Annotated in this window: 26 protein-coding genes; 19 read left to right on the top strand and 7 right to left on the bottom strand. The window is 68.4% G+C overall.

Features of this window, described 5'->3' with window-relative positions; all coding sequences use genetic code 11:
* Window positions 1-17: 17 nt before the first annotated feature.
* Window positions 18-1,079 (top strand): anthranilate phosphoribosyltransferase, encoded by a 1,062-nt coding sequence (gene trpD, locus JZ792_RS12060; protein WP_216909990.1) that lies wholly within the window; start codon window positions 18-20, stop codon window positions 1,077-1,079.
* A 284-nt stretch (window positions 1,080-1,363) separates the two neighbouring features.
* Window positions 1,364-1,645 (top strand): hypothetical protein, encoded by a 282-nt coding sequence (locus JZ792_RS12065; RefSeq protein ID WP_216909992.1) that lies wholly within the window; start codon window positions 1,364-1,366, stop codon window positions 1,643-1,645.
* Window positions 1,646-1,651: 6 nt separating this feature from the next.
* On the opposite strand, the gene JZ792_RS12070 is transcribed toward JZ792_RS12065, so the two are convergent.
* Both JZ792_RS12070 and JZ792_RS12075 read right to left on the bottom strand, forming a co-directional pair.
* Window positions 1,652-1,927 carry an Lrp/AsnC family transcriptional regulator gene (locus tag JZ792_RS12070; RefSeq protein ID WP_216909994.1) on the bottom strand — a complete coding sequence of 92 codons (276 nt, stop codon included), beginning with the start codon at window positions 1,925-1,927 and terminating at the stop codon, window positions 1,652-1,654.
* 36 nt (window positions 1,928-1,963) lie between these two features.
* A complete protein-coding gene (locus tag JZ792_RS12075; protein WP_216909996.1) occupies window positions 1,964-3,799 on the bottom strand; it encodes a DEDD exonuclease domain-containing protein in 1,836 nt (611 codons plus the stop codon).
* 590 nt (window positions 3,800-4,389) lie between these two features.
* Between JZ792_RS12075 and JZ792_RS12080 the strand changes: the two genes are divergently transcribed.
* The 15 genes from JZ792_RS12080 to JZ792_RS12150 all read left to right on the top strand — a co-directional run bounded on the left by JZ792_RS12080 (window position 4,390) and on the right by JZ792_RS12150 (window position 19,358).
* The gene (locus JZ792_RS12080) at window positions 4,390-4,956 is read left to right on the top strand and encodes a C40 family peptidase (RefSeq protein WP_216909998.1); all 567 of its coding nucleotides are present in this window, start codon (window positions 4,390-4,392) and stop codon (window positions 4,954-4,956) included.
* Between the two features lie 259 nt (window positions 4,957-5,215).
* Complete coding sequence (locus tag JZ792_RS12085) at window positions 5,216-6,277, top strand: NlpC/P60 family protein (RefSeq protein WP_308165264.1); 1,062 nt, start codon at window positions 5,216-5,218, stop codon at window positions 6,275-6,277.
* A 6-nt stretch (window positions 6,278-6,283) separates the two neighbouring features.
* Window positions 6,284-7,282, top strand: a complete 999-nt coding sequence (locus tag JZ792_RS12090) for a hypothetical protein (RefSeq protein ID WP_216910000.1) — start codon at window positions 6,284-6,286, stop codon at window positions 7,280-7,282.
* Between the two features lie 95 nt (window positions 7,283-7,377).
* A complete protein-coding gene (locus JZ792_RS12095; RefSeq protein WP_216910002.1) occupies window positions 7,378-8,505 on the top strand; it encodes a glycosyltransferase family 4 protein in 1,128 nt (375 codons plus the stop codon).
* Between the two features lie 86 nt (window positions 8,506-8,591).
* Window positions 8,592-8,975: a polyketide cyclase / dehydrase and lipid transport gene (locus JZ792_RS12100; RefSeq protein WP_216910004.1), complete on the top strand. Its 384-nt coding sequence runs from the start codon at window positions 8,592-8,594 to the stop codon at window positions 8,973-8,975.
* 93 nt (window positions 8,976-9,068) lie between these two features.
* Complete coding sequence (locus tag JZ792_RS12105) at window positions 9,069-9,506, top strand: SRPBCC family protein (protein WP_216910006.1); 438 nt, start codon at window positions 9,069-9,071, stop codon at window positions 9,504-9,506.
* Window positions 9,507-9,535: 29 nt separating this feature from the next.
* Window positions 9,536-10,768, top strand: coding sequence for an ArsA family ATPase (locus JZ792_RS12110; RefSeq protein WP_308165267.1), 1,233 nt, complete (start codon window positions 9,536-9,538; stop codon window positions 10,766-10,768).
* Window positions 10,765-11,253, top strand: a complete 489-nt coding sequence (locus JZ792_RS12115; protein WP_216910008.1) for a hypothetical protein — start codon at window positions 10,765-10,767, stop codon at window positions 11,251-11,253. The genes JZ792_RS12110 and JZ792_RS12115 overlap by 4 nt, the downstream gene beginning before the upstream one ends.
* Complete coding sequence (locus tag JZ792_RS12120) at window positions 11,250-12,263, top strand: ROK family glucokinase (protein ID WP_216910010.1); 1,014 nt, start codon at window positions 11,250-11,252, stop codon at window positions 12,261-12,263. The genes JZ792_RS12115 and JZ792_RS12120 overlap by 4 nt, the downstream gene beginning before the upstream one ends.
* A 191-nt stretch (window positions 12,264-12,454) precedes the next feature.
* A complete protein-coding gene (locus JZ792_RS12125) occupies window positions 12,455-13,180 on the top strand; it encodes a lysophospholipid acyltransferase family protein (RefSeq protein WP_216910012.1) in 726 nt (241 codons plus the stop codon).
* 131 nt (window positions 13,181-13,311) lie between these two features.
* Entirely contained in the window at window positions 13,312-14,082 is a 771-nt protein-coding gene (locus JZ792_RS12130; protein WP_216910014.1) for a sporulation protein, read from the top strand.
* A 193-nt stretch (window positions 14,083-14,275) separates the two neighbouring features.
* Window positions 14,276-15,154, top strand: a complete 879-nt coding sequence (locus JZ792_RS12135; protein WP_216910016.1) for a hypothetical protein — start codon at window positions 14,276-14,278, stop codon at window positions 15,152-15,154.
* Between the two features lie 131 nt (window positions 15,155-15,285).
* Window positions 15,286-16,677 carry an ABC1 kinase family protein gene (locus tag JZ792_RS12140; RefSeq protein ID WP_216910018.1) on the top strand — a complete coding sequence of 464 codons (1,392 nt, stop codon included), beginning with the start codon at window positions 15,286-15,288 and terminating at the stop codon, window positions 16,675-16,677.
* Between the two features lie 408 nt (window positions 16,678-17,085).
* Window positions 17,086-18,363, top strand: a complete 1,278-nt coding sequence (locus JZ792_RS12145; protein WP_216910020.1) for an FAD-binding oxidoreductase — start codon at window positions 17,086-17,088, stop codon at window positions 18,361-18,363.
* 140 nt (window positions 18,364-18,503) lie between these two features.
* Complete coding sequence (locus JZ792_RS12150) at window positions 18,504-19,358, top strand: SDR family NAD(P)-dependent oxidoreductase (RefSeq protein WP_216910022.1); 855 nt, start codon at window positions 18,504-18,506, stop codon at window positions 19,356-19,358.
* 75 nt (window positions 19,359-19,433) lie between these two features.
* Here JZ792_RS12150 and JZ792_RS12155 read toward each other — a convergent pair whose 3' ends face one another.
* A complete protein-coding gene (locus JZ792_RS12155; RefSeq protein WP_109526301.1) occupies window positions 19,434-19,850 on the bottom strand; it encodes a cytochrome c oxidase subunit 4 in 417 nt (138 codons plus the stop codon).
* Between the two features lie 15 nt (window positions 19,851-19,865).
* Window positions 19,866-20,846 (bottom strand): aa3-type cytochrome oxidase subunit II, encoded by a 981-nt coding sequence (gene ctaC / locus JZ792_RS12160; protein WP_254189703.1) that lies wholly within the window; start codon window positions 20,844-20,846, stop codon window positions 19,866-19,868.
* A 617-nt stretch (window positions 20,847-21,463) separates the two neighbouring features.
* Here ctaC and asnB point away from each other — a divergent pair.
* Window positions 21,464-23,407: an asparagine synthase (glutamine-hydrolyzing) gene (gene asnB / locus JZ792_RS12165; protein ID WP_109526303.1), complete on the top strand. Its 1,944-nt coding sequence runs from the start codon at window positions 21,464-21,466 to the stop codon at window positions 23,405-23,407.
* Between the two features lie 62 nt (window positions 23,408-23,469).
* Here asnB and JZ792_RS12170 read toward each other — a convergent pair whose 3' ends face one another.
* Window positions 23,470-24,438, bottom strand: coding sequence for a carbohydrate kinase family protein (locus tag JZ792_RS12170; protein ID WP_216910026.1), 969 nt, complete (start codon window positions 24,436-24,438; stop codon window positions 23,470-23,472).
* An 83-nt stretch (window positions 24,439-24,521) separates the two neighbouring features.
* Window positions 24,522-24,872, bottom strand: a complete 351-nt coding sequence (locus JZ792_RS12175; protein WP_109526305.1) for a HesB/IscA family protein — start codon at window positions 24,870-24,872, stop codon at window positions 24,522-24,524.
* 223 nt (window positions 24,873-25,095) lie between these two features.
* Here JZ792_RS12175 and JZ792_RS12180 point away from each other — a divergent pair, with 223 nt between their 5' ends.
* A complete protein-coding gene (locus tag JZ792_RS12180; protein ID WP_216910028.1) occupies window positions 25,096-25,767 on the top strand; it encodes a DUF3043 domain-containing protein in 672 nt (223 codons plus the stop codon).
* 90 nt (window positions 25,768-25,857) lie between these two features.
* Here the strand turns inward: JZ792_RS12180 and JZ792_RS12185 are convergent, their stop codons facing one another.
* Window positions 25,858-26,019, bottom strand: coding sequence for a hypothetical protein (locus tag JZ792_RS12185; RefSeq protein WP_216910037.1), 162 nt, complete (start codon window positions 26,017-26,019; stop codon window positions 25,858-25,860).
* Window positions 26,020-26,094: the final 75 nt, after the last annotated feature.

Genomic DNA, 26,094 nt, shown 5'->3' on the forward strand with positions numbered 1-26,094 from the left:
GACGGGAGTATGTGGAGATGACCGTGCGTAGTTGGCCCCAGGTGTTGGGCACCCTCGCCGACGGTGGCGATCTGGCCGCCGACGACACGACCTGGGTGATCAACGAGATCTTCACCGACAACGCGACGCAGGCGCAGATCGCGGCGTTCGGCGTCGCCATGAAGATCAAGGGTCCGACGCCGGAGGAACTGTCGGGGTTGGCGACCGGCATGCTCGGGCACGCGCGGCTGGTCCATATCGACGGTGACGCGGTCGATATCGTCGGCACCGGCGGCGACCGGTCCGGTTCGGTGAACATCTCCACCATGTCCTCGATCGTGGTGGCTTCGGCGGGTGTGCCCGTGGTCAAGCACGGCAACCGCGCGGCGTCGTCCAAGAGCGGCGGCGCCGATGTGCTGGAGGCGCTCGGGGTGAAACTCGCGCTCGGCCCCGAATCGGTCGCGCGTTCGGTGCGTGAGGCCGGGATCGGCTTCTGTTTCGCGCCGCTGTTCCATCCCGCCCTGCGGTTCGCCGGACCGGCACGCAAGGAGATCGGTATCCCCACCGTCTTCAATGTGCTCGGCCCGCTCACGAATCCGGCGCAACCGCGCGCGGGACTGATCGGCTGCGCGTTCCCCGATCTGCTGCCCGTCATCGCCGGGGTCTTCGCCGAACGCGGCGCGAGCGCCCTCGTGGTGCGCGGTGACGACGGGCTCGACGAGATCACCACCTCCGACACCACCTCCGCCTGGGTGGTGTCGGGCGGACGGCTGCGCGAGACCACGATCGACCCCACCCGGCTCGGCATCGCCCGCGTCGACCTGGACGCGCTGCGCGGCGGTGACGCGAATGTCAACGCCGGGGTGGCACGGGATGTGCTCGCGGGCACCGCGGGCGCGGTCCGCGACGCGGTGCTGGTGAATTCGGCCGCGGCGATCGTCGCCTACGACCTGTCCCAGGGCACACACGAATTCGATGTCGATATCCACGAAGCGCTGGCCGCGGGCATCGAACGCGCCGCCGCCGCGATCGATAACGGGCAGGCCGCGGCCCTGCTGGACAGCTGGGCCAAACTCACCTGCACCCTCGGCGAGGACTGAGAACGCGGGCGTCCCGCGATGGTGGGGCGCCGAACGGCGGACGGCTCGCGAGCCGGGCTGCTCAACCGGGCCGAGCGTAGAATATTGCCTGGTAGCGCGGTTTCCGATGGTGGAACCGCGGCGGTAACTACATACCGACCGGTCTTAAACAGCGACCGGGCAACGCACCAGGCACAATCCTCGGTACAGCGGGCGACCGCCGCTACAGTTGCGGCACCCGGTCCCCGGGATCGGCCAGCGCGAACGGTGCCTGCCGGTCGGAACGATTCGCAAGGAGTGCAGGCATGATGCGCGCGGTATTCGGTGCGCTGGCGGTGGCGGGCGTGCTCGTCGTCGCCCCATCGGCCTACGCCGCCCAGGGCAGCGTCGTCATGGACGGCTCCGTACTCCGCGATCCGGTCGGATGCCTCGAGGCGACCGCGGGCAGGCCGCAACTGACGGTCGAGAACCACACCGACACCACCGTGACCGTCTACAGCAGGCCGGGATGCCGAGGCGAGGTGACGGCGGTCCTCACCCCGAGTCAGATCGCGACGACGAACGGCGCGTCGCTCCAGATCTCCTGAGCCGGATCACTCGCCGAGTGAGAACCCGGCTTCCACGTCCGCGCTCGAATACGACTTGAACGCGATATGGGTGACGGTGCGCAGCACGCCGGGGGTCTTGTCGATGCGGCCGGTCACCACGTCGGCGATCTGCGCGTGGTCGCGCACCCGCACGATGGCGATCAGATCCACATCGCCCGCGCACGAATAGACCTCGGCGACACCGTCGGTGTCGGCGAGCGCCTGCGCGGTCTCCGGAATGCGGCCGTTGTCGGCCTGGATCAGCACGATCGCGTTAATCATGATCGCCAGCCTAGGCCGCCGACCGGCCCGCGTGGGTCACGGGCGCGATCCCGTCCGGCCCGTCCCCGCCGAGGCATCGATGTAGTCCGCGCCCTCCGAATCCCTGGCCGTCGCGGCCGCGTTCTCCGCGATCTCGGCCCACGCCGTCCACCGCGCGGCGCCGTGGACGGGTTCGCAGTACCCCTCGGCGGTCCGCACGATCCGCACACCCGGCCGCGTCAACCACCGTACGACCAGGCCCACTTCCTCCGGGGGCGCACCGCGCAGCGGTGGACCCGCCCCGGCACGCGCGACCTCCGGCGGCTCCATCCACGCCGCCGTGGAATCACCTTCCGGGACAACGGTTTCCGCGGCGGCCACCAGGTGTTCGACCACCGGCATGGGCGGCGTGCCCCGCGCCGCGGTACCCGAGGCGGCCAGGCGGCCGTACCGGATCACCGCGAACTCCCATCCGCCCGCACCGTCCGGGCCCGCCACGATGATCTCGGTCAACCGGGCCAGGGCAGCGAGGCGTTGTACGCGGCGCAGCGCGCGGACCACGGCGACGGTGCGGTCGCGCAATCGGGCCGCGGCCTCGAAATGCTCGGCGCGGGCGTAGGTGTCGATCGTGTCGACCATCCGGCGCAGGACGACGTCGGAATATCCGCTGAACAGCGCACGCACCGCGGCGGGAGCGGCGGCGTAATCGGCCATGACCGTGGGATTTCCGGACGGGGCGGCGGCGGGGCAGCCGCCGACGGCCGTGGGTGGACAGGCGTGGACCCCGTCGCGCGGCAACCGCGCGGTGCAGGTTCGCAGCCCGGAATGCTCAGCCACGGTGGCCGCGATATCGGCGGCGTCCTGGCGGGAACGGAAGGGGCCGAGCGCATCCGCGGTCGAGGTGCGGACCACCGCGAATCGCGGGAACGGCTCGTCGGTCAGCGTCAGCCACCACGCCCGCTTCGGAAATTTGGAGCGCCGGTTGTACGGCGGGGCGTGCGCGACGAGCAGTCGCAGTTCCCGCACGACCGCCTCGAGACCGTGGGCGCACACGACGTGGTCGACCCGGGTGGCGAGCGCGACCATCTCCTTCATCCGGCCCCTGGTCTCCGAACCGGTGAAGTAGTTGCGCACACGGCGACGCAGATTCACCGCGGTGCCTATGTAGAGGACTTCGTCGGCGGGGCCGCGGAAGAGATAGACACCGGGCGCCTGCGGCAGGTCGGTGGCGAAAATCCGTTTGGCGCGCTGGCCGGTGGTGACGCCGGGGAGGTAGTCCATCAGTTCGGTGAGACTGTGCACGCCCTGATTGCCGACACGGGCGATCAGGGCGTGCAGTACGTCGACGGTGGCCTTGGCGTCGTCGAGGGCCCGGTGGGTCGGTTCGGTGCTCGCGCCGAGCACCCGCGCCAGGACGCCGAGTCGCACCGAGGGCGCCTCGTCGCGGGTCAGTACCCGCCGCGCCAGCTTCACCGTGCACAGCACCGGGAAATTCGGCCACGGGGTTTCCAGCCGTGCCGCTGCCGCACGCAGGAACGCGGTGTCGAAACGGGCGTTGTGCGCGACCAGGACCGCGCCCGCGGCGAATTCCAGGAATCCGGGCAGCACCGCGTCGATGCGGGGCGCGGCGTAGACCATGGCCGTGGTGATCCCGGTGACGTGCACGATCGTGGGCGGAATCTCGCGGCCGGGGTTGATCAGGGTGGCGAATTCGCCGAGCACGACACCGCCGCGCACTTTCACGGCGCCGATCTCGGTGATCGCATCGCCGTCCGGGCTCGTTCCCGTGGTCTCCAGATCGACGACGACGAAGGTGGTGTCGTAGAGCGGGGTGTCGAGTTCGTCGAACGCCAACTGCTTGGCGGCGGCCGTTGGCGCTGCGGGGTCGGGCACGGCGTGCAGCCTAGGGCCCGGGTCCGACAGATATGGGCGCGCGAAAACTCCCGCGAAATGAACGAATTACAACACGGGGATTTCGTTTCGATGCCCGCTGAATGATCTAGAACACCCAAAAGAGAGGCAGCTCACAGTCGACATGAATATGAATCAATTGTCCGACTGACACCTCTCGAGCACGAGCGACACCGGAGGTGGGCCCCGCGATCCGATCGGACCATTCAGACACTTGTCCGATTTCGGGACGGTCGTACCATCGGAACACGCGTGACGAACTGGGGGAACGCCGATTCGACACGCCGTCGGTAACCCGAGCGAAACAGGGAGACACGCCCGGGATTCCACCGGGAGTGGATGCGCGAAAATTGCTAGTTATCGTTTCGTGATTGTCTGTGAGATATCTCCCACGTGCAGTGTCGACCTTCTGTTGAGCGTTGGCATTTCGGATTGTCACGGCTTTACAAACACCCGTGATGTGTTCGTAACCTTTTCGAGACCTCACGGAGTCCCGCCGCGTCGAAGCGGTAGGCACGCAGTCCGCCGCACCACCGGGTGCGGCGTCGTGGGGCAGATTGGAAGTACGCATCATGGCGTCCAACACCGTCAAGCGACAGGCGCGGCGTGCCGTCGCCGCCGGAGCCGTCGGCGCTGCCACCATCGGCGCGATCCTCCTGCCCGCCGCTCCGGCGTCGGCCCAGCCGGTCACCATCCCCGGCGTCGGAACCTTCGAGGTTCCCAACGAGATCCAGATCCCGGCCATCCCCGGTATCGAACTGCCCGGCGGCCCGCTGCCCTTCGTGGCCCCCCAGAAGAGCCTCGGCGAGGTCGCCCTCGACGCCGCCATGAGCAAACTCGGCGCACCGTACGTGTACGGCGCGGCGGGGCCCAACGCCTTCGACTGCTCCGGCCTCGTGCAATGGGCCTACCGCGAAGCGGGCATGGAGCTACCGCGCACCAGCGGCGCCCAGCTCAACGCGGGCGCGCCGGTCTCGCTCGACGCGCTCCAGCCCGGCGACCTGATCTCGTTCTACGGCGGCGGCCACTCCGGCCTGTACGCCGGTGACGGCAACGTCGTCCACGCCTCCACCTCCGGCACCCCGGTCATGATCGCCCCGATCTCGTCGATGCCGGTCACGGGCGCGCGCCACTTCTGATCGGTCCGCCCGGCGAGTTCGGCCCCGGTTCGCGCGATCGCGCGAACGGGCGGCTCGCCGGGGACGCTCCCGCGGCCGCGGAGCTACGTCACAGCCATGCCTCCGGATGGCGGATGTGATGGGTTTGTGCCCTACTGGACACGGAGATACGCTGTTCCGTAACCTAATCGAGACCTACGCGGGTCACAGGGCCGTCCGCCCCGTTACTTCGGCCCGTCCGCTGAACATCGTCGCTCGAGAGAACGGGGCAACGTACACCGTGGCACCACACCGGAGACATTCGCCGAAGCGTCTGGCGGGAGGGATTCTGGCGGCCGCGGTGCTCGCCACCGCCCCGTGCGCCGCCGGTCCGGCCGCGGCCGATCCCGTCACCTTGCCCTCGACGGCGAGTGAAGCGGTCGCGCGCATGATCGAACTGTCGCGAAGCTCCGATCAGCTCAATCAGCAGGCCCTCGACGCGCAGACCGATCTGGACGCCAAACTGGCCATCCAGAACGACGCCGAGGCGTTGCTCGCCACCAAGACCGACGCGGTGAACGCCGCCCGCGACGAGGTCAGGAAATTCCAGCCGGTCATCGATCGCACCGCGATCGCCGCCTATCAGGGCGCGCGCACCAACCGGATGTTCGCGGTCCTGGTCAGCGATTCACCGCAGCAGCTGCTCGACCAGATGTCGATGCTCGATGTGGTGGAGACCCAGACCACCGATCAACTCAAGCAGTTCAAGAAGGCGGGCGACGCCGCCGCTGCCGCCGAGGCCGCGGCGCATTCGGCCGCCGACGCCGCCCGCGCGGCAGCCACCCGCGCCGAGGAGGTGCGGGCCGACCTCGAGCGCAAACAGGGCGAACTCGGGGGCGCCATCGCCCAGGTGGTCGAGGCGTGGACCTCGCTGTCGGTCAGGGATAAAGCCACGTGGGCCGGTTCGCCCTTCCCGCCCGGCTTCGACCGCGACACCCTGTTGCAGGGACTCGTCCCCGGCAGCGGCACCAGCGCGCTCGCGGCGGGCCTGACCCGCGTCGGCGATCCCTACGTCTGGGGCGCGACCGGCCCCGACCAGTTCGACTGCTCCGGCCTGGTGCAGTGGGCGTTCAAGCAGGTCGGGAAGAACGTCCCGCGCACGAGCTCCCAGCAGGCCAATTTCGGCACGCCGGTGAAGAAGAGCGATATGCAGCCCGGTGACGTCGTGTTCTTCTATCCCGAGATCTCCCACGTCGGGATCTACGCGGGCAACGGCCTGATGTTGCACGCCTCCACCTTCGGCGTCCCCGTCGCCGTGGCCCCCATCTCCTCGACACCGTTTCATTCCGCTCGGCGATACTGATCTGCTATGCGGATACGAGGGTTACGTGCCTGGTGCACGGCGCGCGGACGCGGCCAGTTCGCCCTGACCCTCACGACGGTGGTGATGCTGACCTGCGCCTGCGGCGCGCTGGTCGTCCTGCCGAATTTCGCGCTGCCCGAGATCCGCGCCGCGCAACCCGCGTCCGCGCTGTCGCTCGGACAGGTCGCCGCCGACGATCCGCGGCTGGCGACCGTGCGCCGGATCCTCGAACCGTTCGGCGAGATCAGCACCGAGCGGATCGCGACCGGTGACGGGCAGGAGTCGCTGGTCGTCGGGCACGAGAACGGGCAGGCCGAGATGGCGGTCCTCGGTGACGAACTGCCGCGAGCCGTCACCGCCGTCACCGAACTGTGGGGGCCGCAGTGGCCACGTTCGACGATGATCGTCGTCGCGGGCAATGCCTCGGAATTCGCGGCCCTGGTGCGCGCGGGTTCGCTGCTGCCCGGTGAGGTCGCCGCGGTCACGGTCACCGACCCGTTCGCGCCCGGCGCCATGCCGACCGGTCAGCGGGTGGTGTTCAGCCCCGACGCCGGAGCACGGCTGACCCCCGATCAATTGCGTACCCTGCTCCGCCACGAACTCACCCACGTCGCGACCCGCGCGGTCACCGTCGACGGCGCCGCGCGGTGGATGCTCGAAGGGTTCGCCGAATACGCCGCGCACCGAGCCCAGGGGCACCGCTTCGGCGATATCGCACCGACGGTCGCCGCCCGGATCCGCGCGGGCGAACTCCCGACCGGCCTGCCCTCCGACGCCGATTTCAGCGGGAGCCGGGCCGCGGAGACCTACGAGTCGGCATGGTCGGCGTGCGCGTTCGTCGCGGAGAAGTACGGCGAAACCGACCTGGTCGATCTGTACCGCCGGATCGCGGCGGGCCCAGCGGATTCCGCGGCGCAGGATCGGATGCTGCGCGAAGTTCTCGGCACCGACACCGCCGAGTTCGTGACGCGGTGGCGCGAGTGGCTGTCGGCGCAGCCGCGGTAACCGCGGATCCCGAACCGCGCGGCGGGGAGCATCGGCCGCCGAAACGAACACGCCGCGCCGAAAACGCGGCCCCTCCGACACAGTAGGTTTATCCCATGGCCCGAACTCTGCTGGTTACCAATGATTTCCCGCCACGGCCGGGCGGTATCCAGTCGTATCTGCAGGCGCTCGCCGGACAGTTGCCACCCGACGATCTGGTCGTCTACGCGCCGCGCTGGCGCGGGGATTCGCATCTGAAATTCGACGCCGCGCAGAAGTTCCAGGTCGTGCGCCATCCCACCACCCTGATGCTGCCGACACCGCTGGTGCTGCGCCGGGCGGCGCGGCTGCTGCGGAGCGAGAATTGCGACACCGTGTGGTTCGGCGCCGCCGCGCCGCTGGCGTTGCTGTCGCCGATGCTGCGCCGGGCGGGCGCGGAACGCATTCTGGCCAGCACGCACGGACACGAGGTCGGCTGGTCCATGCTGCCCGGCGCGCGCCAGGCGCTGCGGGCGATCGGCACGAACACCGACGTCGTCACCTATGTCAGCAAGTACACGCGCCGACGCTTCGCCTCGGCGTTCGGACCGACCGCGGCGCTGGAATATCTGCCGCCAGGCGTCGACACCGAGGTGTTCCGTCCCGATCCGGGGGCCCGGGCCGAATTGCGCGCCCGCTACGGACTCGACGACCGCCCCACCGTGCTCTGCCTGTCCCGCCTGGTGCCGCGCAAGGGCCAGGACGCGCTGATCGTCGCCATGCGCGAGATCCGCGAACGCGTCGACGGCGCGGTGCTGGTGATCGCGGGCGGTGGCCCGTACGAGCAGAAATTGCGCGGGCTGGCCGCCGCGACGGGGGTCGCCGACGATGTGGTGTTCACCGGGCGGGTGCCCTCGGCCGAACTCGCCGCGCATCACACCATCGCCGACGTGTTCGCGATGCCGAGCCGTACCCGCGGGGCCGGGCTCGACGTCGAAGGGCTCGGCATCGTCTATCTGGAAGCCTCGGCCACCGGGGTTCCCGTGGTCGCGGGCAATTCCGGCGGTGCGCCCGAGACGGTGCTCGAAGGCAAGACCGGGCATGTCGTCGACGGTCGCGACGCCACCCGTATCGCCAACGCCATCGTCGACATCCTCTCCGACCGCGACGCCGCGGCGAAGATGGGCGCGGCCGGTCGCGAATTCGTCGAGCGGCAGTGGCGCTGGGACAGCCTGGGAGCGCGGCTGCGCCACCTGTTGCGCTGAGTGGTCGGCGCCGGGTGCGCCGCGGCGATCCGCACCCGGTGACAGTCGCGTATGCGCACGTAACCGGATCAACTACGCTCAGCGGTGTGAGCAGTATTCAGGTCGCGGATCAGACATTCGTCGCCGCCGACGGCACCGCTGTCGCCGAGGTGCTCGGCGGGCCGAACCGTTGGCGCGAGTGGTGGCCGGATCTCGAACTCGAGGTCAGGGAAGATCGCGGTGACAAGGGGATTCGCTGGACGGTGAGCGGCGGGCTGACCGGCACCATGGAGGTGTGGTTGCAGCCTGCGCTGGACGGGGTGATCCTGCACTACTTCCTGCATGCCGAGCCGTCGGGTGTCGAGCGGATGTCGCCGCGCCGATTGCTCGCGGTCATCCGGTCGCGCCGGGTCGCGGGCAAACGGATGTCGTTCGAGATCAAGGCACGCCTGGAAGCGGGTCGCGCCGCGGGCGTGACCCCCGCAGCCTGAACCCCATCGCCTGAACCACGCCCGACCCACGCTTCGCCGACCGCGACCCGTCACCGGGACGAGCACGTCGCTGGAAAGGAACCGTTGACCACCATGGCCGACCGGACCCAGAGGTCGATCCTCATCGAGGCACCTTCGCGGCGGGTGATGGCCGTCATCGCCGACCTGGAGTCCTACCCGGAATGGGTCGCGGCGGCGAAATCCGTCGAGGTGCTGGCGAAAGGGGCCGACGGCCGTGCGCTGACCGCGCGGTTCGTGCTCGACGCGGGCGTCGTGAAGGACACCTATGTGCTCTCCTACACCTGGCGTCCCGACGACAAGGCGGTCAGCTGGCGGATGACCAGCGGTGAGCTACAGAAGGCGCAGGACGGCACCTACGAACTGCGCGAACTGCCCGACGGCACCACCGAGGTCACCTACGAGCTGACCGTCGACCTGAACATCCCGATGATCGGCATGTTCAAACGCAAGGCCGAGAAGGTGATCACCGATACCGCGCTGAAAGAACTGAAGAAACGGGTCGAAGGCTGACCGCGGCGCGAACCCGTCTGGAACTGTTCATCGGCAAGGGTGGGGTCGGCAAGACGACACTGGCGTGCGCGACGGCGATCGCCCACGCCCGCGCGGGCCGCCGGGCGCTGCTCGCCTCGCTGGATCAGTCGCATTCGCTCGGTGACGCGTTCGGCTTCCGCTTCCCGCACGACGCCGGAACGATCGCCGGAATCGTGAACGTCGCGCCCGATCTCGATGTGATCGAGTTGGATTCGCTCGCGCTGCTGGAGGATCGGTTCCGCGAGGTGGTCCATGTGCTCGGCGCGGACACCGGACACGACCACGGCATCGATATCGCCGCACTCGATCCGGCCGAGTTGACCGGTCTGCCCGGCGTCCAGGAACTGCTGATGCTGGTGGAAGTGGCCCAGTTGGCGAGCGAGGACGACTGGGACGTGATCGTCCTTGACTGCCCGCCGTCGGCCGACACGCTGCGCGTGCTGAGCGCGCCGCCGACGCTGCTCGGCTATGTGGAGCGGATCTGGCCGCCGCACGCGCGCACGATGAGCGGTATCGGCGCCGACCTGCGCCGCGCGGTGCTGGCGGCGACGGTCGAGCGGATCGTCGCCGCGGTCACCGAGGTGAACGACCTGCTCGGCGATCACGACCGCACCGAGGCGCGGCTGGTCACCCTCGCCGAACAACTCGCCGTCGCCGAGACCGCGCGGCTGCGGTCGGCGGCGGTCCTGCTCGGGCTTCGGGTGACCGAGGTGATCGTCAACAAGGTGCTGCCGCCCGCGCCGCCGCCGTCGGGCCCCTCGGAACATCCTGCGGCGCACTGGTATCTGAACCGGCGCGCCGAACAACTCGACGTCATCGCGCGAATGCGACAAGCCGTGCCGGGTATCCCGGTGCTGACGGCCCAGCACACCGGCTCGGAGCCGGTCGGCTACGGGTCGCTGTCCGCCCTGTCGTACGCGGTGGACGCGCATCCTATGCTTGGCGACAATCCAACGGAAGTACGGGAGGTTCACGCGAGTTCCGCTGTGCCGATGGTTCGATGTGAGTCGGGCACCGGCCTGCATTCGGTGTACTCGCTGCGGCTGCCCCTGCCCGTCGCCGATCCGGCGACGCTGCGACTGGGACGAGTGGAGGACGATTTGATCGTGGGAGCGGACGGGGTGCGGCGCCGGGTGCGCCTGGCTCCGGTGTTGCGACGGTGCATGGTCGACGGCGCCGAACTCGATGACGGATACCTGGTCGTACGCTTCGTCCCGGATCCGGAAATGTGGCCGCGATGACGCGACCCCGTGATTCCCGCCCGGGGCCCGACGAGGAACCCGGTGACGGCTTCGGCGAATTCGCCGAGGAACTCAAACTACTGGCCGAGACCGTCCTGGAGCGGGTCGAACCCGTCCTACGGCACGCGGCGGACCAACCGGGCGAATGGTCGAGTTGCAGTTGGTGCCCGGTCTGCGCCGCGGCGGCGTTGATGCGCGGTGAACATCACGAGGTCGTAGCGGCGATCGCCGATCACGGCACAGCCATCGTGACGGTGCTGCGCGAAGCACTGGCCGGCGCGCCGGTCGAGCCGGTGCCCGCCGACGCCGAGTCCGAAAGCGGCGGGTCCGAAAGCGGCGGGTCCGAAGACGCTGCGCCACACCAGCATACGCATCGTCATCGCGAGTCCGACGACGCGGCGGACCGGCCGCGACCGGAGCGCACCGCGGCCGCGGGCCGGGCGCGATCGAAGTACGTCGGCATTCCCGTGACGATCAAGGCATGACCGATCGGACCTCACCCGTCACTCCGCTGACCGTCGGTATCGACGTCGGGGGCACCAATATCCGTGCCTCGGTCGTCGACGGCGACGGCGAGGTGCTCGACACCGTCCAGGCCCCGACCCCGCATTCGGCCCGCGCGCTGGAGAACGCGTTGGAACGGGCCGTGCACGAACTGCGCGAACGTCATCCGATCGGCGCGGTCGGGCTCGCGGTGGCGGGTTTCATCAACGCCGACCGTTCCACGGTGCGCTTCGCCCCGCATCTGCCGTGGCAGGACACCCCCGTGGCGCAGCGGCTCACCAGGCGACTGGATCTGCCCGTCATCCTCGAACACGACGCGAACGCCGCGGCCTGGGCCGAGTACCGCTTCGGGGCCGCGGCGGGCGGGCACAACGTGGTGCTGGTGGCGATCGGCACCGGGATCGGCGCGGCGCTGCTCATCGACGGCACGCTGTATCGCGGAAGTCACGGCGTCGCACCGGAACTCGGGCATCTCCAGGTGGTGCCGGACGGCCGGGCCTGCCCGTGCGGCAAACGCGGGTGCTGGGAGCGGTATTGCAGCGGTACCGCGCTCGCCGACACCGCGATCGAATTGCTGGCGACCGATCCGGTGCGGTCCACCGTGCTCGCCCGCGAGGTGTTCCGCGATCCCGGTTCGCTGACCGGTCGCCGGGTGGCGGGCGCCGCGCAGGACGGCGATCCGATCGCGGTGCGCGCCGTGGCCGATTTCGCCCGGTGGCTCGGACTCGGACTCGCGTTCGTCAGCGATATCTTCGATCCGGATCTGGTGGTGATCGCGGGCGGAGTCAGCAGTTCGGCTCCGCTGTTCCTCGACGAGGCGCGCGAGGAGTACGCGCGCGCGGTCACCGGAGCCGGTCACCGGCCGCTCGCTCGCATCCGCACCACCCAGTTGGGCGAGGCGGCGGGGATGATCGGCGCCGCGGAACTGGCGCGCGCGGTCCTCGTCGACACCGACCCGCATCCGAATCACGTCGCACCCACCCGCCGCTGACGATTCCACCAAACCGGACATACGTTCGAATACGGGTACCTGTCAAGGGGACTGATGCCACGGGATTGCGGAATGGATCACGCCAATGTGGTGACATACCTCGCTGCGATTGGATGTGATCTCCGACCAGCGGTAAAGTCGGCAACTACGCAGGTTGCCCACTTCTATCCCGGTCCCGGGGGAAGGACGTCATGTTCTACTGGCTGCTGAAGTACGTGCTGCTGGGACCGTTGATGCATCTCTACAACCGGCCGACGGTCCAAGGCCTGGAAAATGTCCCCACCGACGGGCCCGCCATCATGGCGGGTAACCACCTCTCCTTCGCCGACTGGCTGTTCGCGCCACTGATGAGCCCCCGCCGGATCAATTACCTGGCCAAGGCCGAATATTTCAAAACCCCGGGATTCAAGGGCCGCTTGCAGAAGTGGTTCTTCACCACCTCCGGTCAGTATCCGATCGACCGCACCGGCGCCAGCGCCGCAGAGGACGCGCTCAGCGCCGCGCGCAAGCTGCTCGACGAAGGGCGGCTCGTCGGTCTCTATCCGGAGGGCACCCGCTCCCCCGACGGCCGTCTCTACAAGGGCAAGACCGGTATGGCCCGGCTCGCCCTCGAGACCGGCGTTCCCGTCATCCCGGTCGCCGTCATCGGCACCGACGGCGTCTCGCCTCCCGGCCCGTTCCGCTGGCGTCGTCAGAAGGTGACCGTCAAATTCGGCACCCCGATCGACTTCTCCCGGTACGAGGGTATGGGCGGCAACCGCTTCGTCGAACGCGCCGTCACCGACGAGGTGATGTACGACCTGATGCAGCTCGGCGGGCAGGAATACGTGGACGTGTACGCCCACAGCCTCAAGAAGGGCGTGCCCTCGGGTAGCAGCCCCGAGGCGACCCGCATCCCCGAATCGAAGGCGGGCTGAGCGAATCCGCCTGCCGAGAAAAGCCCCGAGCCACGCTCGGGGCTTTTCTCGTTCCCGGCCCCGATGAGGTTGCTCACACCCCCAAGCGAACGACAAGGCGCTCTTATGGTGCGACGGTAAGACTTCCGGACATGTTCAAGAAATTGTTGGCTGCCGCGGGGGTCGGCGGCGCGGAAGTCGAGACCGAACTGTTCACCCACGGTGTGCAGCCCGGCGGCATCGTCGAGGGTGTCATCCGGTTGCGCGGCGGCAATGTCGCGCAGGACATCTCGCGGATCGCCGTCGACTTCGTGACCAGGGTGGAGCAGGAGTACGAGGATCACGAGGGTCTTCGCGACACCGGCTTCGGGTGGACGGCGGTGCACGGACCGCTGCACCTGCCGGTCGGCGCGCCGCTCGAATTCCGGTTCGGGGCCAGGGCGCCGATGGAAACTCCCATCACCTTCTACAACGGACGCCATCTGCCCGGCACCCAGGTCGCGCTGCGCACCGTCGTCGAGATCCAGGGCGCGGTCGACGCCGCCGACACCGACCCCATCGGCGTGGGAGCGCTGCCCGCGCAGCATGTGCTGCTGGAGGCGGTGGAACGCTTGGGATTTCCGCTGCGCAGCGCCGACGTGGAGGCGGGCCGGATCAGGAATTCCGCGCAGCAGTTGCCGTTCTACCAGGAGATCGAATTCGGCGGCTCGCACAACTATCCGCAGTTGAACCAGCTCGAGCTCACCTTCATCGCCGCCGACCACGGCATGAGCGTGGTGCTGGAGGCGGATAAGCGCGGCACCTGGTATTCCGAGGGCAGCGATGTCTTCGACGCGCTGTGGGTCGACTACGCCGCACTGGGGCACCGGGATTGGGCAGGCGAATTACATCACCGACTGGCCGGTATGATCTCGCGGCACTGATCGTTCCGGGGCGTTCCTCGCACCCCACCGGGAGCGGTCCGGGCTCGGCGCCCGGGCCCGATCCTGGCCAACCCCGGACACGATCCGCGTCCGCGGTGCACAATCACTGTGTACGACTTCCCGGGGTCATTCGCGGAGCGTCGGCGCGGCAGCGCGAAACCCGATGTTCCGCAATACGAGCGAGGGGGCCGTTGTGTCCGAGTCATCGCCCGATCTGCTCATGTCGCTGACCGTCGCGGCCGCGCACCAGCTGGGATATTCCTGCCGGACCGCGGCCGCCGCCGACGACGTGATCCTTTCCGGGCCCGGCGGCAACGTGCTGGTCGGTCTGACGAATCTGCGGCGAATGGCCGACGACGAACCCCGCGAACAGTGGCCCGCCCTCGTCGCGGATTATCTGAGCACCAGCCTGATCCAGGTCACCGCCGACCACGATCCGCTCGACACCAGCGATTTCGCGATGATGCGCCATCTCATCCGTACCCGGCTCTACTCCGCGGAGGCGACCGCGCTCGAGGTCGTGCACCGGCCGGTGGCGCCGGGCCTGGTGCAGCGAGTACTCATCGACCAGGTGCACACCATGGCTCCGGTCACCTACCCGATGCTCGCGAACTGGCCGATCGACGCGGCGGGACTGTTCGAACTGGCCGAATACAACACCCGCGCCGACGGTCCACTCGACGTGGTCACCCACGATTTCGACAGCCCGCGCCAAGCCCGTATCGAACTCACGATGCTGTGCGGCATCTCGGACTACATCACCGCGCACGCACGCTGGCTCGGCGACGACTATCCGGTGGCGGGAACGGCGGGAACGGTTTTCGTCATCCCCTCCCAACGCCATATCTACGCCTACCCGGTGACCGACGTCCAGGTGATCCGGGCGACCACGCTGCTGGCCCAGCTCGCCGTCCTCGAATACACCAAGCGGCCGTGGCCGGTCAGCCAGGACGTGTACTGGTGGCATCACGGCGCCATCGACCTCGCGGCCTCCATCCGCCACGAAGCCGATCAGCTCTGTATCTATCCCGAGGAGCGCTTCCTCGCGACGTTGGACCGGTTGTCCTCGTGAGCGGACCCGAATCCGCCGCGTCGGCAGCGTTGTTCGGGCACGATAGCGATCGGGGGTACAGCTGAGTTGTCGTGCGGCTGAGTTGTTCCGCGTCCGAGGCGTTCGGTACGCGCGTGTGAGATGAGGTGTGCATGGTCCGCCGCGATCCCGGTGGTCGACTTTTCCAGCTGTCCCGGCGGACGCCGGCCGGGAAGTCCGACGTTCCGCCGACCGGCTCGGCCGTGCGCAGCGCGAAACTGGCCGCGCTGCCGGTCGCCTACGCGGGCAGGCGGGTCGCGGGTGCGGGCCGTCGCGCGATCGGCCGATCGGCGGCCGAGGTCGACCGGGATATCCGCGAGCGCACCGCGCAGCACGTCTTCGCGGTACTCGGTGAGATGAAGGGCTGCGTCGCCAAACTCGGCCAGATGCTCGCGATCTACGAATTCGCCCTGCCCGCCGATGTGGCAGGTCCGTACCGGGAAGCCCTCGCGCGACTTCAGGATTCGGCCCCGTCGATGCTGCCCGCCACCGTGCATGCCGTACTCGCCGACCAGATGGGGCCGCGATGGCGGAGCATGTTCCTCGATTTCGACGACCGCCGTCCCGCCGCCGCCTCGGTCGGTCAGGTGCACCGCGCGATCTGGCACGACGGCAGGGCCGTCGCGGTCAAGGTGATGTATCCGGGTGCGCGACAGGCCATCGGCAACGACCTGACGGCACTGCGGCGGATGGCGCCGCTGTTCAACGCGCTGCTGCCCGGCGCGGACTCGCGCGCGGTCATCGAGCGGTTGTGCGCCTACATCAGCGAAGAACTCGACTACGAACTCGAGGCGGCGCACCAGAGCAGATTCGCCGAAGCCTATGCCGACGACCCGGATTTCGTGGTGCCGCGCGTCATCGCGCAATACCCCGACATCCTGGTCACCGAATGGCTCGACGGCACGTCGCTGTCGCGGCTCATCGCGCGCGGCACGCCCTTCGAACGTGACCGCGTCGGCCTGCTCATCCTGCGGTTCCTGTTCTCCGGACCCACCCGCGCCGGACTCCTCTACGGTGACCCGCACCCGGGGAATTTCCGCGTCATGCCCGACGGGCGGCTCGGCGTGGTCGATTTCGGCGCCTGCGCGCCCTGGCCGCCCGGATACCTGGACATGGTCAAGGATTTCGCCCCGGCCATGCTGAGGTGCGCCCCGGACGAACTGGAGGCGGCCATCCGCCGCAACGGCTATGTCGCGCCGGGACGGCCGCTCGACATGGACACCGTCATCGCCAGGATCGCCCCGCTGCGCGACGCCGTCCTCGCGCCGACCCTCGAACTGGATTCGCGGTGGATGCGCAGGCAGATGGCGGCGGTCACCGATCTCAGCGTCACCAATGTGCTGCGCCAACTGACCATGCCGTCCGAACACACCACGGTCGCGCGCACGGCCGTCGCCGGACTCGGCGTACTCGGCCAGTTGCGGGCCGCGATCCCGCTGCGCCGCGAGTACGAGCGATGGTTCCCCGAGGTCGTGGCGACCCTGGCCGACGTCCGTCCCGGCTGAGACGCGAGGTCCGGATCGGACGGAGTGCCGACGTTCTCGGCCACCGACCGGCAACCCTTCACCGGCCGCGTGCACCGACCGTCCGGTAGCACCGGGGTCGGATGATCGGACGGCGCGCGCCCGTATCGCCGAAAGATAGCCGACCGCCGTTGAGCCGACCGTTCGGTCTGCTCGGAAGTTCGTACGCCGGGTCCGCCGCCACCGACGGCGAGGCCGTCGGTCCGACACCGTCGGCAGACGGGTTCGGCGCTCGCCGACCGTTCGATCCCGAACCGGTTCGCGGAAACCGGCCATAGCCGCCGGAAGGGCATCCATCACCGCAGGTCGGAGCGGGTGTGCGCGGAGTCTCGCAAGCCCCCCTTGATTCGGGTGCACATCGAGGGCCCGGCTGTGGTTAGCTTTCGTGCCATGAGCACGCCGCACTCTGTCTCCGCCGAAGAATTTCTACCTCGTGACACCGCGGATGTCGTTCGCACTGTGCGGGATTCACGGGGGCGCGTGGCTCGGCTGACGGTGAGCGGCGGCGAGCTGCTCGACGACGGCCTCGCACTGCCCGATCACCGGGCCGTGGTGTCGCTGCGCCGGATGAATTCGGTGCTCGACATCAACCTGGGCAAACGGACCGTCCGGGTTCAGGCGGGCGCCAAACTCTCCGATATCGATCGCCGCCTCGGCGCGCACGGCCTCGGCCTGCCGATCGTCGGCGACCATCGCGACATCACCGCGGGCGGCTTCGCCTCGGTCGGCGGCGTCAGCAGTGCCTCGCACCGGTTCGGCCTGTTCGCCGACCAGATCGTCGATCTGGAATACGTCGACCCCGACGGGCGGATCGGCACCTGCGGGCGCAACCACCACACCGAGCGGTTCCACCGGATCCTCGGCGCGGGCGGACGCGCGGGCATCATCACCGCGCTGACCCTCGACGCGATCGATATCGACAAGGACCACACCTGGCTCACCACCGACGCCGACCGGTTCCTGGATTTCGATTCCTTCGTCGAACACGCGCACGCCGAGATCCTGCGGCCCGCCAACGCGGCGTTGCAGGTCGGCCGCTGGGTCGACACCGCGCCGCTGAAGGTGTCCCGGCCGGTCGGCACCGGACACGTGCAACTCGGCACCGTCCGCTTCGGCCAGTGGTCGAGCCTCTACCCCACCACCCCGACGCGCTCGCTGCGCGCCAGGCGCGAGGTCGGCACGAGGACCAGGAAATCGCTGGGCGCGATCGCGTCGGCCGCGGGCGGGCGCGCGGGCATGCCGGTGCGCAACGCGGCGGCGGGCGCGTTGATGTTCGCGCCCAAGGTGCTGACGCTGCGTGACGCCGAATATCTGGCCGACACGGTGATCAGCTCCTCCGAACGCGGTCCCGCCTACCGGGTGGGCATCTTCGCGCCCCTGTCGAGTTACAGCTCGGTCTTCTACCGCCTGCACGATCTGTTCTCGGGGCACCGCGAGCGCACCGGCTGCTTCACGGTCATCTCCGCGATGACCTACGGCGTGCGCTCGGCGTATCTGCGGGCCGAGGCCGAGGGGCGCAACCTGCCCACCGAGGACCACGGTCTGATCACCTTCACCTGTCGGCTCCGGCCCTCGGCACTGCCGTCGGAACTGTTGCGCGACATCGTTTCCGCGATCGACGACATCTGCGTCTCCGAACACGCCCTGCGGTACGACTCGGCCGATTAGACTGTGCCGCACCGTGAAGTCGCTGGGCGGTAGCTCCCCTCCGGGTTCTGCCGCCGGTCGGCGGGTCGTGGCTTCGACACCGTCGGCGGGGTGCCGAAGCGTGTGATCAGCGTTCATCGACTGTGAAGGTTGCTGTTCCGATGCTCGAATTCCGCCCCGCGCCCGTCCGATTCACCGATCGTCTCCGCCCCGGCGGTCTACGCCCCGATCGCGCTCCCCGCTGCCCCGCCGATTCCCTCGGCGGACTCTGCGTCCTGGTCACCGACGCCTGTTCCGATGTCGGCCGCGCGACCGCGACCAGGCTCGCCATGCGCGGCGCGCGACTGGTGCTCGTGGCGCGACGCTCCGATCAACTGGTCGGCGTCTGCGAGGAGATCACCGCGACCGGCGGGCTCGCGCGCTGGCACCGGTGCGACCTGTCCGCGCTCGGCGATATCGACCAGCTGGTGGACTGGGTGCGCGGTGAATTCGGCGCCGTCGACGTCCTCGTCAACAACGCGACCCGCCCGCAGCGCCGCCCCGTCACGCAATCGCTGGATCGCTTCCGCGACTACCAGCGCACCATGGCCGCCAACTACTTCGGCCCGCTGCGCCTGACCCTCGGCCTGCTACCCGCGATGCTGCAATCGGGGTCGGGCCATGTCATCAATGTCGGGCCGTTGCATCCGAATGCCGCCGCCACCCCGTATTTCGCGTCCTACGCCAGCTCCGTGGCGGCGTGGACCACCTTCGGTCAGTGCGCCGACGCCGAGCTGGCGCCGCACGGTATCCAGGTGAGCGCGGTGCGCTACCCGGTGACGGGCACCGACACCGAGGACGACACCGCCGATTTCGCGGTCACCGCCGCCGAGTCGGCCCGCACCATCGAGAACACCATCCGCGAGCGCTACGACACCCCGCGGAGCCGCCAGCCCCGGCTGACCCGCGCGCTGCGCGGCCTCGCGGACGCGGCCCCGCGTTCCACCCAGCGTCTCATCGACACCTTCAGCAGGTGACCTCGCGACAGGCGGGCGCACAACGAAAAGCGCCCCGCCGGTGAGCGGGGCGCTTCGTTGTCTCGCGGTACGAGTTCAGTGCTTCTCCGGACCGAGGTAGTACTCGAAGACCAGTCCGCCCGCCGCGGCCAGCACGCAGACCACGCCGATGCCGATCAACCAGAACTGGAAGAACGCCAAGCCCAGCGCGGTGATCGAGCCCGCGCCCGCGAGCAGGATCGGCCAGGGGCTACCCGGCGAGAAGAAGCCGAGGTCACCGGCGCCGTCCACGATCTCGGCATCCTCGTAATCCTCGGGACGCAGGTCGAGACGACGGGCGACGAACCGGAAGTAGGTGCCGATGATCAGCGACAGACCCGCGGTCAGCACGATCGCGGTGGTGCCCGCCCACTCGACGCCGGTGCGCGACCTACCGGTGAAGAATCCGTAGATGATGCCGGTGATCACGAAGAACACCGTGAGCAGCTCGAAAATCCGCGCTTCGATCTTCATATCGGAATCAGTCCCTTACTTGGCTTCGACCGCGGTCTTGGTCGTGCGATCGGTGTTGAACGGACGGGTCGAGGTGGCGACCGGGGACTCACCGATGGACTCGAGCGCCTGGGCGTTGGTCTTGCCCGCCTTGCGCGCGTCGAGGTACTTGGTGAAGTTCTCCGGCGACACCGCGCGGACCTCGAAGTTCATCATCGAGTGGTAGGTACCGCACATCTCCGCGCAGCGGCCGACGAACGCGCCTTCCTTCTCGATCTCGGTGATCTGGAAGACGTTGTCGGAATGATTTTCCTTCGGGTTCGGCATCACGTCGCGCTTGAACAGGAACTCCGGCACCCAGAAGGCGTGGATGACGTCCGCGGCGGCGAGCTGGAACTCGATGACCTTGCCGGTCGGCAGCACCAGGACCGGGATCTCGCTCGACGAGCCGACGGTCTCGATCTTGTCGTAGTGCAGGAACGAGAGGATGTCGTTGGCGGGCTTGCCGTGCAGCGGACCCGGCTGCGGGTGGCCGTCCTTGGTGAGGTGCTCGTATTCCTCGAGCTGCTCCTTGGCGGCATCCTCGCGGACGGTGTCGATACCGTCGAACTTGTAGCCGTCCTTGAAGTCGATATCGCGGTAGCCGAACTTCCAGTTCCACTGGAAGGCGGTCACGTCGATGGTGACGTCCGGATCCGGCACCTTCTCGTGCACGTAGTTCTGCACGACGACGGTGAAGTAGAACAGCACCGCGATGATGACGAACGGAATCGCCGTGTAGGTCAGCTCCAGCGGCACGTTGTAGCCGGTCTGGCGCGGGAACTCCGGGGAGTCCTTCTTCTTGCGGTGGAAGATGATGGTCCAGAAGGTCAGACCCCAGACCAGGACGCCCATCACCAAGGCGGCGAGGACGGACCAGGTCCACAGCTCCCGCATCCGGGTGCCCTGCGGCGTGATGCCGGAAGGCCAGCCGAACCGCAGCCAGACATTGTCGATCGAGCAGCCCGAGACGAGCATCGCGGTGATCCCGAGGGATACCGCCAGCCCGGCCCGCCGGAGGACTCGGCCCCTGGCGGGTCGTGCCCCGATCTCTTCGCTCGCCTTGTGCGCCACGCTCACGCCTTCCTGGTCGCCACACATTCCGACATATGCGCCGCCGAGGGTGCGATCTCCCCGGCGACACGTTCCAAGCACGTTTCAGGCCGTCCGCCACCGGCACGACGTGGTGCACACGCCAGCTGAGAATGACCTGAGTACTACGCAGCGTAGACCAAACCGGCGCACAGTTCGTCGTCGGGTCGTCTTCGACACTCCGCCCGCCGGGACCGGGCCGGGCAGGTCCGGCAAAAGCCCTGGATACCGGTGGACAGCACCGTGATCGCGTGCCGCGACGGGCGGCGAGCCTGTCATCACAGCCGAGGAAATCCGATGCCGGGCGGGACTGCCGTGACGCGCGGATCCGGTGCGTGCGGCATACTCGGACACGAGTTTTCGGCCGCTGCGCTCCGCTCGATCGCGGCCCGGTCCCACCGGGCGCGCACGCTCACGTCGGAGACCGCGCACCGTCCCCCCGCAAGATACTTCGGACGCCTCGACTGAGGCGTCCCGACCGGAGAAACGAGGTTGCCGACACCGTGTGCGGACTGCTCGGATTCCTGACAGCTGATGCGGCGACATCCGATGTGGTCGACCAGGTCTACGACGCCCTGCATTGCATGCGCCACCGCGGCCCCGACGAGCGCGGCACCTGGCACGACGACCACATGATCTTCGGCTTCAACCGGCTCTCGATCATCGATATCGAACATTCGCACCAGCCGCTGCGCTGGGGTCCGGCCGACAACCCGCAGCGGTACGCGCTGACCTTCAACGGGGAGATCTACAACTACCTCGAACTGCGCGAAGAACTCGCCGCCGACCACGGGGCGGAATTCCCCGACGGCACGATGTTCGCCACCGAGGGCGATTCCGAGGCCATCGTGGCCGCGTACCACTACTGGGGCGCCGACGCGGTGAAACGCCTGCGCGGCATGTTCGCCTTCGCGATCTGGGATACCGAGACCGAGGAACTGTTCCTGGCTCGCGATCCGTTCGGAATCAAACCGTTGTTCCTGGCGACGGGCCCCGGCGGCACCGCCTTCGCCAGCGAGAAGAAGAGCCTGCTCGACCTGCTGCCCGCCCTCGGCCTGTCCGACGCCCTCGATCCGCGGGCGCTGGAGCACTACACGGTGCTGCAATACGTGCCGGAGCCGGAAACGCTGCACGCGGGGATCAGGCGCCTGGAATCGGGCACCTACGCGACCGTGCGCGAAGGCGGCGAGCCGAAGTCGACCCGATACTTCCGGCCGGATTTCCGGGTGCGCTCCTTCGCGGCCGGGTCGGAGGCCGCGCGCTACCGCGAGATCGCCGCGGCGCTGGAGGACTCGGTCGCCAAACACATGCGCGCCGATGTCACCGTCGGATCGTTCCTGTCCGGCGGCATCGACTCGACCGCCATCGCGGCGCTGGCCATGCGGCACAACCCGAAACTCATCACCTTCACCACGGGTTTCGAGCGCGAGGGCTATTCGGAGGTCGACGTGGCCGCCGAGAGCGCCGAGGCGATCGGCGCCCGCCACATCGTCAAGGTGGTCTCCCCGGCCGAATTCGCCGCGGCGATTCCCGAAATCGTCTGGTACCTCGACGATCCGGTGGCCGATCCGGCGCTGGTCCCGTTGTACTTCGTGGCCAAGGAAGCCCGCAAGCACGTCAAGGTGGTGCTCTCGGGCGAGGGCGCCGACGAACTGTTCGGCGGATACACGATCTACCGGGAACCGCTGTCGCTCAAGCCCTTCGAATATCTGCCGAAGGGGCTGCGGCGACTGGCGGGCCGATTGTCGGAGCGGATTCCGGACGGCACCCGAGGTAAGAGCTTGCTGCACCGAGGCTCGCTCGGCCTGGAAGAGCGCTACTACGGCAACGCCCGCAGTTTCAGCGACGCCCAGTTGCGTTCGGTGCTGCGTGAATTCCGTCCCGAATGGACCCATCAGGACGTGACCGCGCCGCTGTACGCGCAATCGGCCGCCTGGGATCCGGTGGCGCGGATGCAGCATCTGGACCTGTTCACCTGGCTGCGCGGCGACATCCTGGTCAAGGCCGACAAGATGACGATGGCCAATTCGCTGGAACTGCGGGTGCCGTTCCTGGATTCAGAAGTGCTGAAGGTCGCCGAGGGCCTGCCCTACGACCAGAAGATCACCAAGGAGACCACCAAGTACGCGCTGCGCCAGGCACTCGAGGGCATCGTCCCGTCGCATGTGCTGCATCGCGCCAAACTGGGATTCCCCGTGCCACTGCGGCACTGGCTTCGCGGCACCGAACTGTTCGACTGGGCCCAGGCCCAGATCGCCGATTCGCAGACCGATCACCTGCTCGACAAGGCCGCGATCAAGACCATGCTCGACGATCACCGCGCCGGACGCTCCGATCACAGTCGCAGGCTGTGGACACTGCTGGTGTTCATGGTGTGGCACGGCATCTTCGTCGAGGACCGGATCAAGCCGGAAATCCAGGAGCCGGCCTACCCGGTCTCCTTGTAAACCCCCGAATACACCGAATGCCCCCGGACGCGCGGTCCGGGGGCATTCGTCTTCGCTCGGTGTCAGAGCAGCGGCTTGATCTCCGCGGCCGCGTCCGCGCCGTAGGCGTCGGTCAGCCGCTCGAGCGCGTCGTCCTTGTTCAGCGACCATTCCTGGGTGCCCATGGTCTCCAGCACCAGCACCGCGATCAGGGATCCGAGCTGGGCCGAACGCTCCAGGCTCAGACCGGCGGTGTGGCCGGTCAGGAATCCGGCGCGGAACGCGTCGCCGACACCGGTCGGCTCGACCTTCTCGCGCTCGGGGACGACACCGACGCGCACCTCGGTGCCGTCGCGGTCGACGATCTGCACGCCGTCGGCGCCGAGCGTGGTGATCCGGATACCGACCTTGGCGGCCACCTCGGCCTCGCTCAGACCGGTCTTCTGCAACAGCAGCGCCCACTCGTACTTGTTCGTGAACAGGTAGGTGGCGCCCTCGATCAGCCGGACGGCCTGGTCGCCGTCGAGGCGGGCGAGCTGCTGGGACGGATCGGCGACGAAGGGGATGCCGACCTCGCGGCATTCCTCGGTGTGGCGCAGCATCGCCTCGGGATCGTTCGCGCCGACCAGCACCAGGTCGAGGGTGTTCGATTCGGCGAGTTCGATGATGGAGATGTCGCGGGCCTCGCTCATCGCGCCCGGATAGAACGACGCGATCTGGGCCATGTCGTCATCGGTGGTGCACACGAACCGCGCGGTGTGGGCGCGGTCGGAGGTGAGCACGGTCGAGCAGTCGACCCCGTGCTTCTCCAGCCAGGCGCGATATTCGCCGAAATCGGCGCCGACCGCCCCGACGAGCAACGGCGCCCGGTTGAGGATGCCCATGGCGTAGGCGATATTTCCCGCCACGCCACCGCGGCGGATCTGGAGATCATCGACCAGGAAGCTCAGCGACACATGGTCGAGCTGATCGGCCAGGAGTACGTCGGCGAACCGTCCGGGGAAACGCATGAGATGGTCGGTCGCGATGGACGCGGACACGGCGATTGACACGAGGCTGAGCCCTTCAACGGTAGGCAACAGAAAGTGAGGACGGGGACGAGAAATGTCCCTGCCCTCACCGTATCAACCAGAAGTCAGTTGAAGGAGTCTCCGCACGCGCACGAACCCGTGGCGTTGGGGTTGTCGATCGTGAAGCCCTGCTTCTCGATGGTGTCGACGAAGTCGATCGACGCGCCCTGGATGTAAGGGGCGCTCATCCGATCGACGGCCAGCTTGACGCCGGAGAAATCGACGACCAGGTCACCGTCGAGCGAGCGGTCGTCGAAGAAGAGCTGGTAGCGCAGGCCCGCGCAACCGCCGGGCTGTACCGCGATACGCAGCGCCAGATCGTCGCGGCCTTCCTGATCCAGGAGCGCCTTCGCCTTGAGGGCGGCGGCTTCGGTCAGAGTCGCGCCGTGGGTGGTCGTCTCGTTCTGCACAGTCATGAACTCTCCTAAGGACAGCTGTCGTCAACCCGTGAACAGCGCACGGCTTGGTGGTCCAACGCCACTCAGCGGGCTGCTATTCCCTATCTTGCCACCACCGCACCCCGGCGTGAGCACAACCTCCATTGTGCCCGGCCTCTCCCGCACCCGCCGGAGACATGCCCCACACCCCCTCGGCGGACCGCATTTCCTGCCGCGTGGAGCATCGAATAGCCTGGTCGGTGTGAAATTGTTCCGTCGCGGCGAGTCCAGCAGCACCGACGCGACCGCCGACACCACGGCGGACGCGAACGGTAGCGAGACCGCCGGTACCACTCGAAGTTCCACCACCGCGACCCTCGGAAAGGGCCGCCCCACACCGAAACGTCGTGACGCGCAAGGTAAGCGGCGCGGCCCCGTCGCGCCCGCGCCCCTCACCTCCAAGGAGGCGAGGGCACGCCGCAAAGCGACCCGCGGCACCAGGGAAGACCGCAAATCGGCCTCGTCCGAGCGGCGGCTCGCGGCCCAGGATCGTCGTAACCGGATGCTCGCGGGCGAGGACAAATTCCTGCTGCCGCGCGACAAGGGTCCGGTCCGGGCCCACGTGCGCGACGTGGTCGACGGTCGCCGCAATCTCGTCGGGCTGTTCATGCCGATGGCCGTCGTGCTGCTGCTGTCGATGTTCGCCGCGCCGCGCCTGCAATCGATCCTGACCCTCGGCATGCTCGTCATGATGCTGTTCATGATGATCGAAGGCTTCGTGCTCGGCCGGATCGTCAACAACCGGGTTCGCGAGCGCTTCCCCGACACCGCAGACACCGGGTTCAAACTCGGTTGGTACGCCTTCGTCCGCGCCTCCCAGATCCGCAAGATGCGCGCGCCCAAACCCCGCGTGAGCCCCGGCGACGCCGTCTGACCTCGACAGACGCATACGGGCCTCTCCGTCACCGCACCCCTCGGATGCGGTCACGGAGAGGCCCGTGGCATATCCGGACCTGGTCCGGGGTCAGTGGTGGTGGGAGGCACGGCCGAGGATGACGTCCAGTTCGGCGCGGACGCGTTGGGCGTCGCGATCGATGACATCGCGGGAACCCGCCGGGGTGCGGCCACGGACCAGGAATACGCCGAAGGCCACGATGATCGCCATGGTGAGGAGAAAAGTAATCATGGCAGTAATTTTGCGCCCATAGATTTTCCGCCGAAAGTGGCTGTTCTGCCGTTGTCCGCAAATATTCGGCCAGGT

The organism is Nocardia noduli, assembly GCF_019038455.1.
Classification (GTDB): domain Bacteria; phylum Actinomycetota; class Actinomycetes; order Mycobacteriales; family Mycobacteriaceae; genus Nocardia; species Nocardia noduli.

Bases quoted from the DNA above. Each gene is read 5' to 3' on its own strand.
- trpD (WP_216909990.1), top strand. From the start codon at position 18: ATGACCGTGCGTAGTTGGCCCCAGGTGTTGGGCACCCTCGCCGACGGT.
- JZ792_RS12065 (WP_216909992.1), top strand. From the start codon at position 1,364: ATGATGCGCGCGGTATTCGGTGCGCTGGCGGTGGCGGGCGTGCTCGTC.
- JZ792_RS12070 (WP_216909994.1), bottom strand. From the start codon at position 1,927: ATGATTAACGCGATCGTGCTGATCCAGGCCGACAACGGCCGCATTCCG.
- JZ792_RS12080 (WP_216909998.1), top strand. From the start codon at position 4,390: ATGGCGTCCAACACCGTCAAGCGACAGGCGCGGCGTGCCGTCGCCGCC.
- JZ792_RS12090 (WP_216910000.1), top strand. From the start codon at position 6,284: ATGCGGATACGAGGGTTACGTGCCTGGTGCACGGCGCGCGGACGCGGC.
- JZ792_RS12095 (WP_216910002.1), top strand. From the start codon at position 7,378: ATGGCCCGAACTCTGCTGGTTACCAATGATTTCCCGCCACGGCCGGGC.
- JZ792_RS12105 (WP_216910006.1), top strand. From the start codon at position 9,069: ATGGCCGACCGGACCCAGAGGTCGATCCTCATCGAGGCACCTTCGCGG.
- JZ792_RS12115 (WP_216910008.1), top strand. From the start codon at position 10,765: ATGACGCGACCCCGTGATTCCCGCCCGGGGCCCGACGAGGAACCCGGT.
- JZ792_RS12120 (WP_216910010.1), top strand. From the start codon at position 11,250: ATGACCGATCGGACCTCACCCGTCACTCCGCTGACCGTCGGTATCGAC.
- JZ792_RS12125 (WP_216910012.1), top strand. From the start codon at position 12,455: ATGTTCTACTGGCTGCTGAAGTACGTGCTGCTGGGACCGTTGATGCAT.
- JZ792_RS12130 (WP_216910014.1), top strand. From the start codon at position 13,312: ATGTTCAAGAAATTGTTGGCTGCCGCGGGGGTCGGCGGCGCGGAAGTC.
- JZ792_RS12140 (WP_216910018.1), top strand. From the start codon at position 15,286: ATGGTCCGCCGCGATCCCGGTGGTCGACTTTTCCAGCTGTCCCGGCGG.
- JZ792_RS12145 (WP_216910020.1), top strand. From the start codon at position 17,086: ATGAGCACGCCGCACTCTGTCTCCGCCGAAGAATTTCTACCTCGTGAC.
- JZ792_RS12150 (WP_216910022.1), top strand. From the start codon at position 18,504: ATGCTCGAATTCCGCCCCGCGCCCGTCCGATTCACCGATCGTCTCCGC.
- JZ792_RS12155 (WP_109526301.1), bottom strand. From the start codon at position 19,850: ATGAAGATCGAAGCGCGGATTTTCGAGCTGCTCACGGTGTTCTTCGTG.
- ctaC (WP_254189703.1), bottom strand. From the start codon at position 20,846: ATGCTCGTCTCGGGCTGCTCGATCGACAATGTCTGGCTGCGGTTCGGC.
- JZ792_RS12175 (WP_109526305.1), bottom strand. From the start codon at position 24,872: ATGACTGTGCAGAACGAGACGACCACCCACGGCGCGACTCTGACCGAA.
- JZ792_RS12185 (WP_216910037.1), bottom strand. From the start codon at position 26,019: ATGATTACTTTTCTCCTCACCATGGCGATCATCGTGGCCTTCGGCGTA.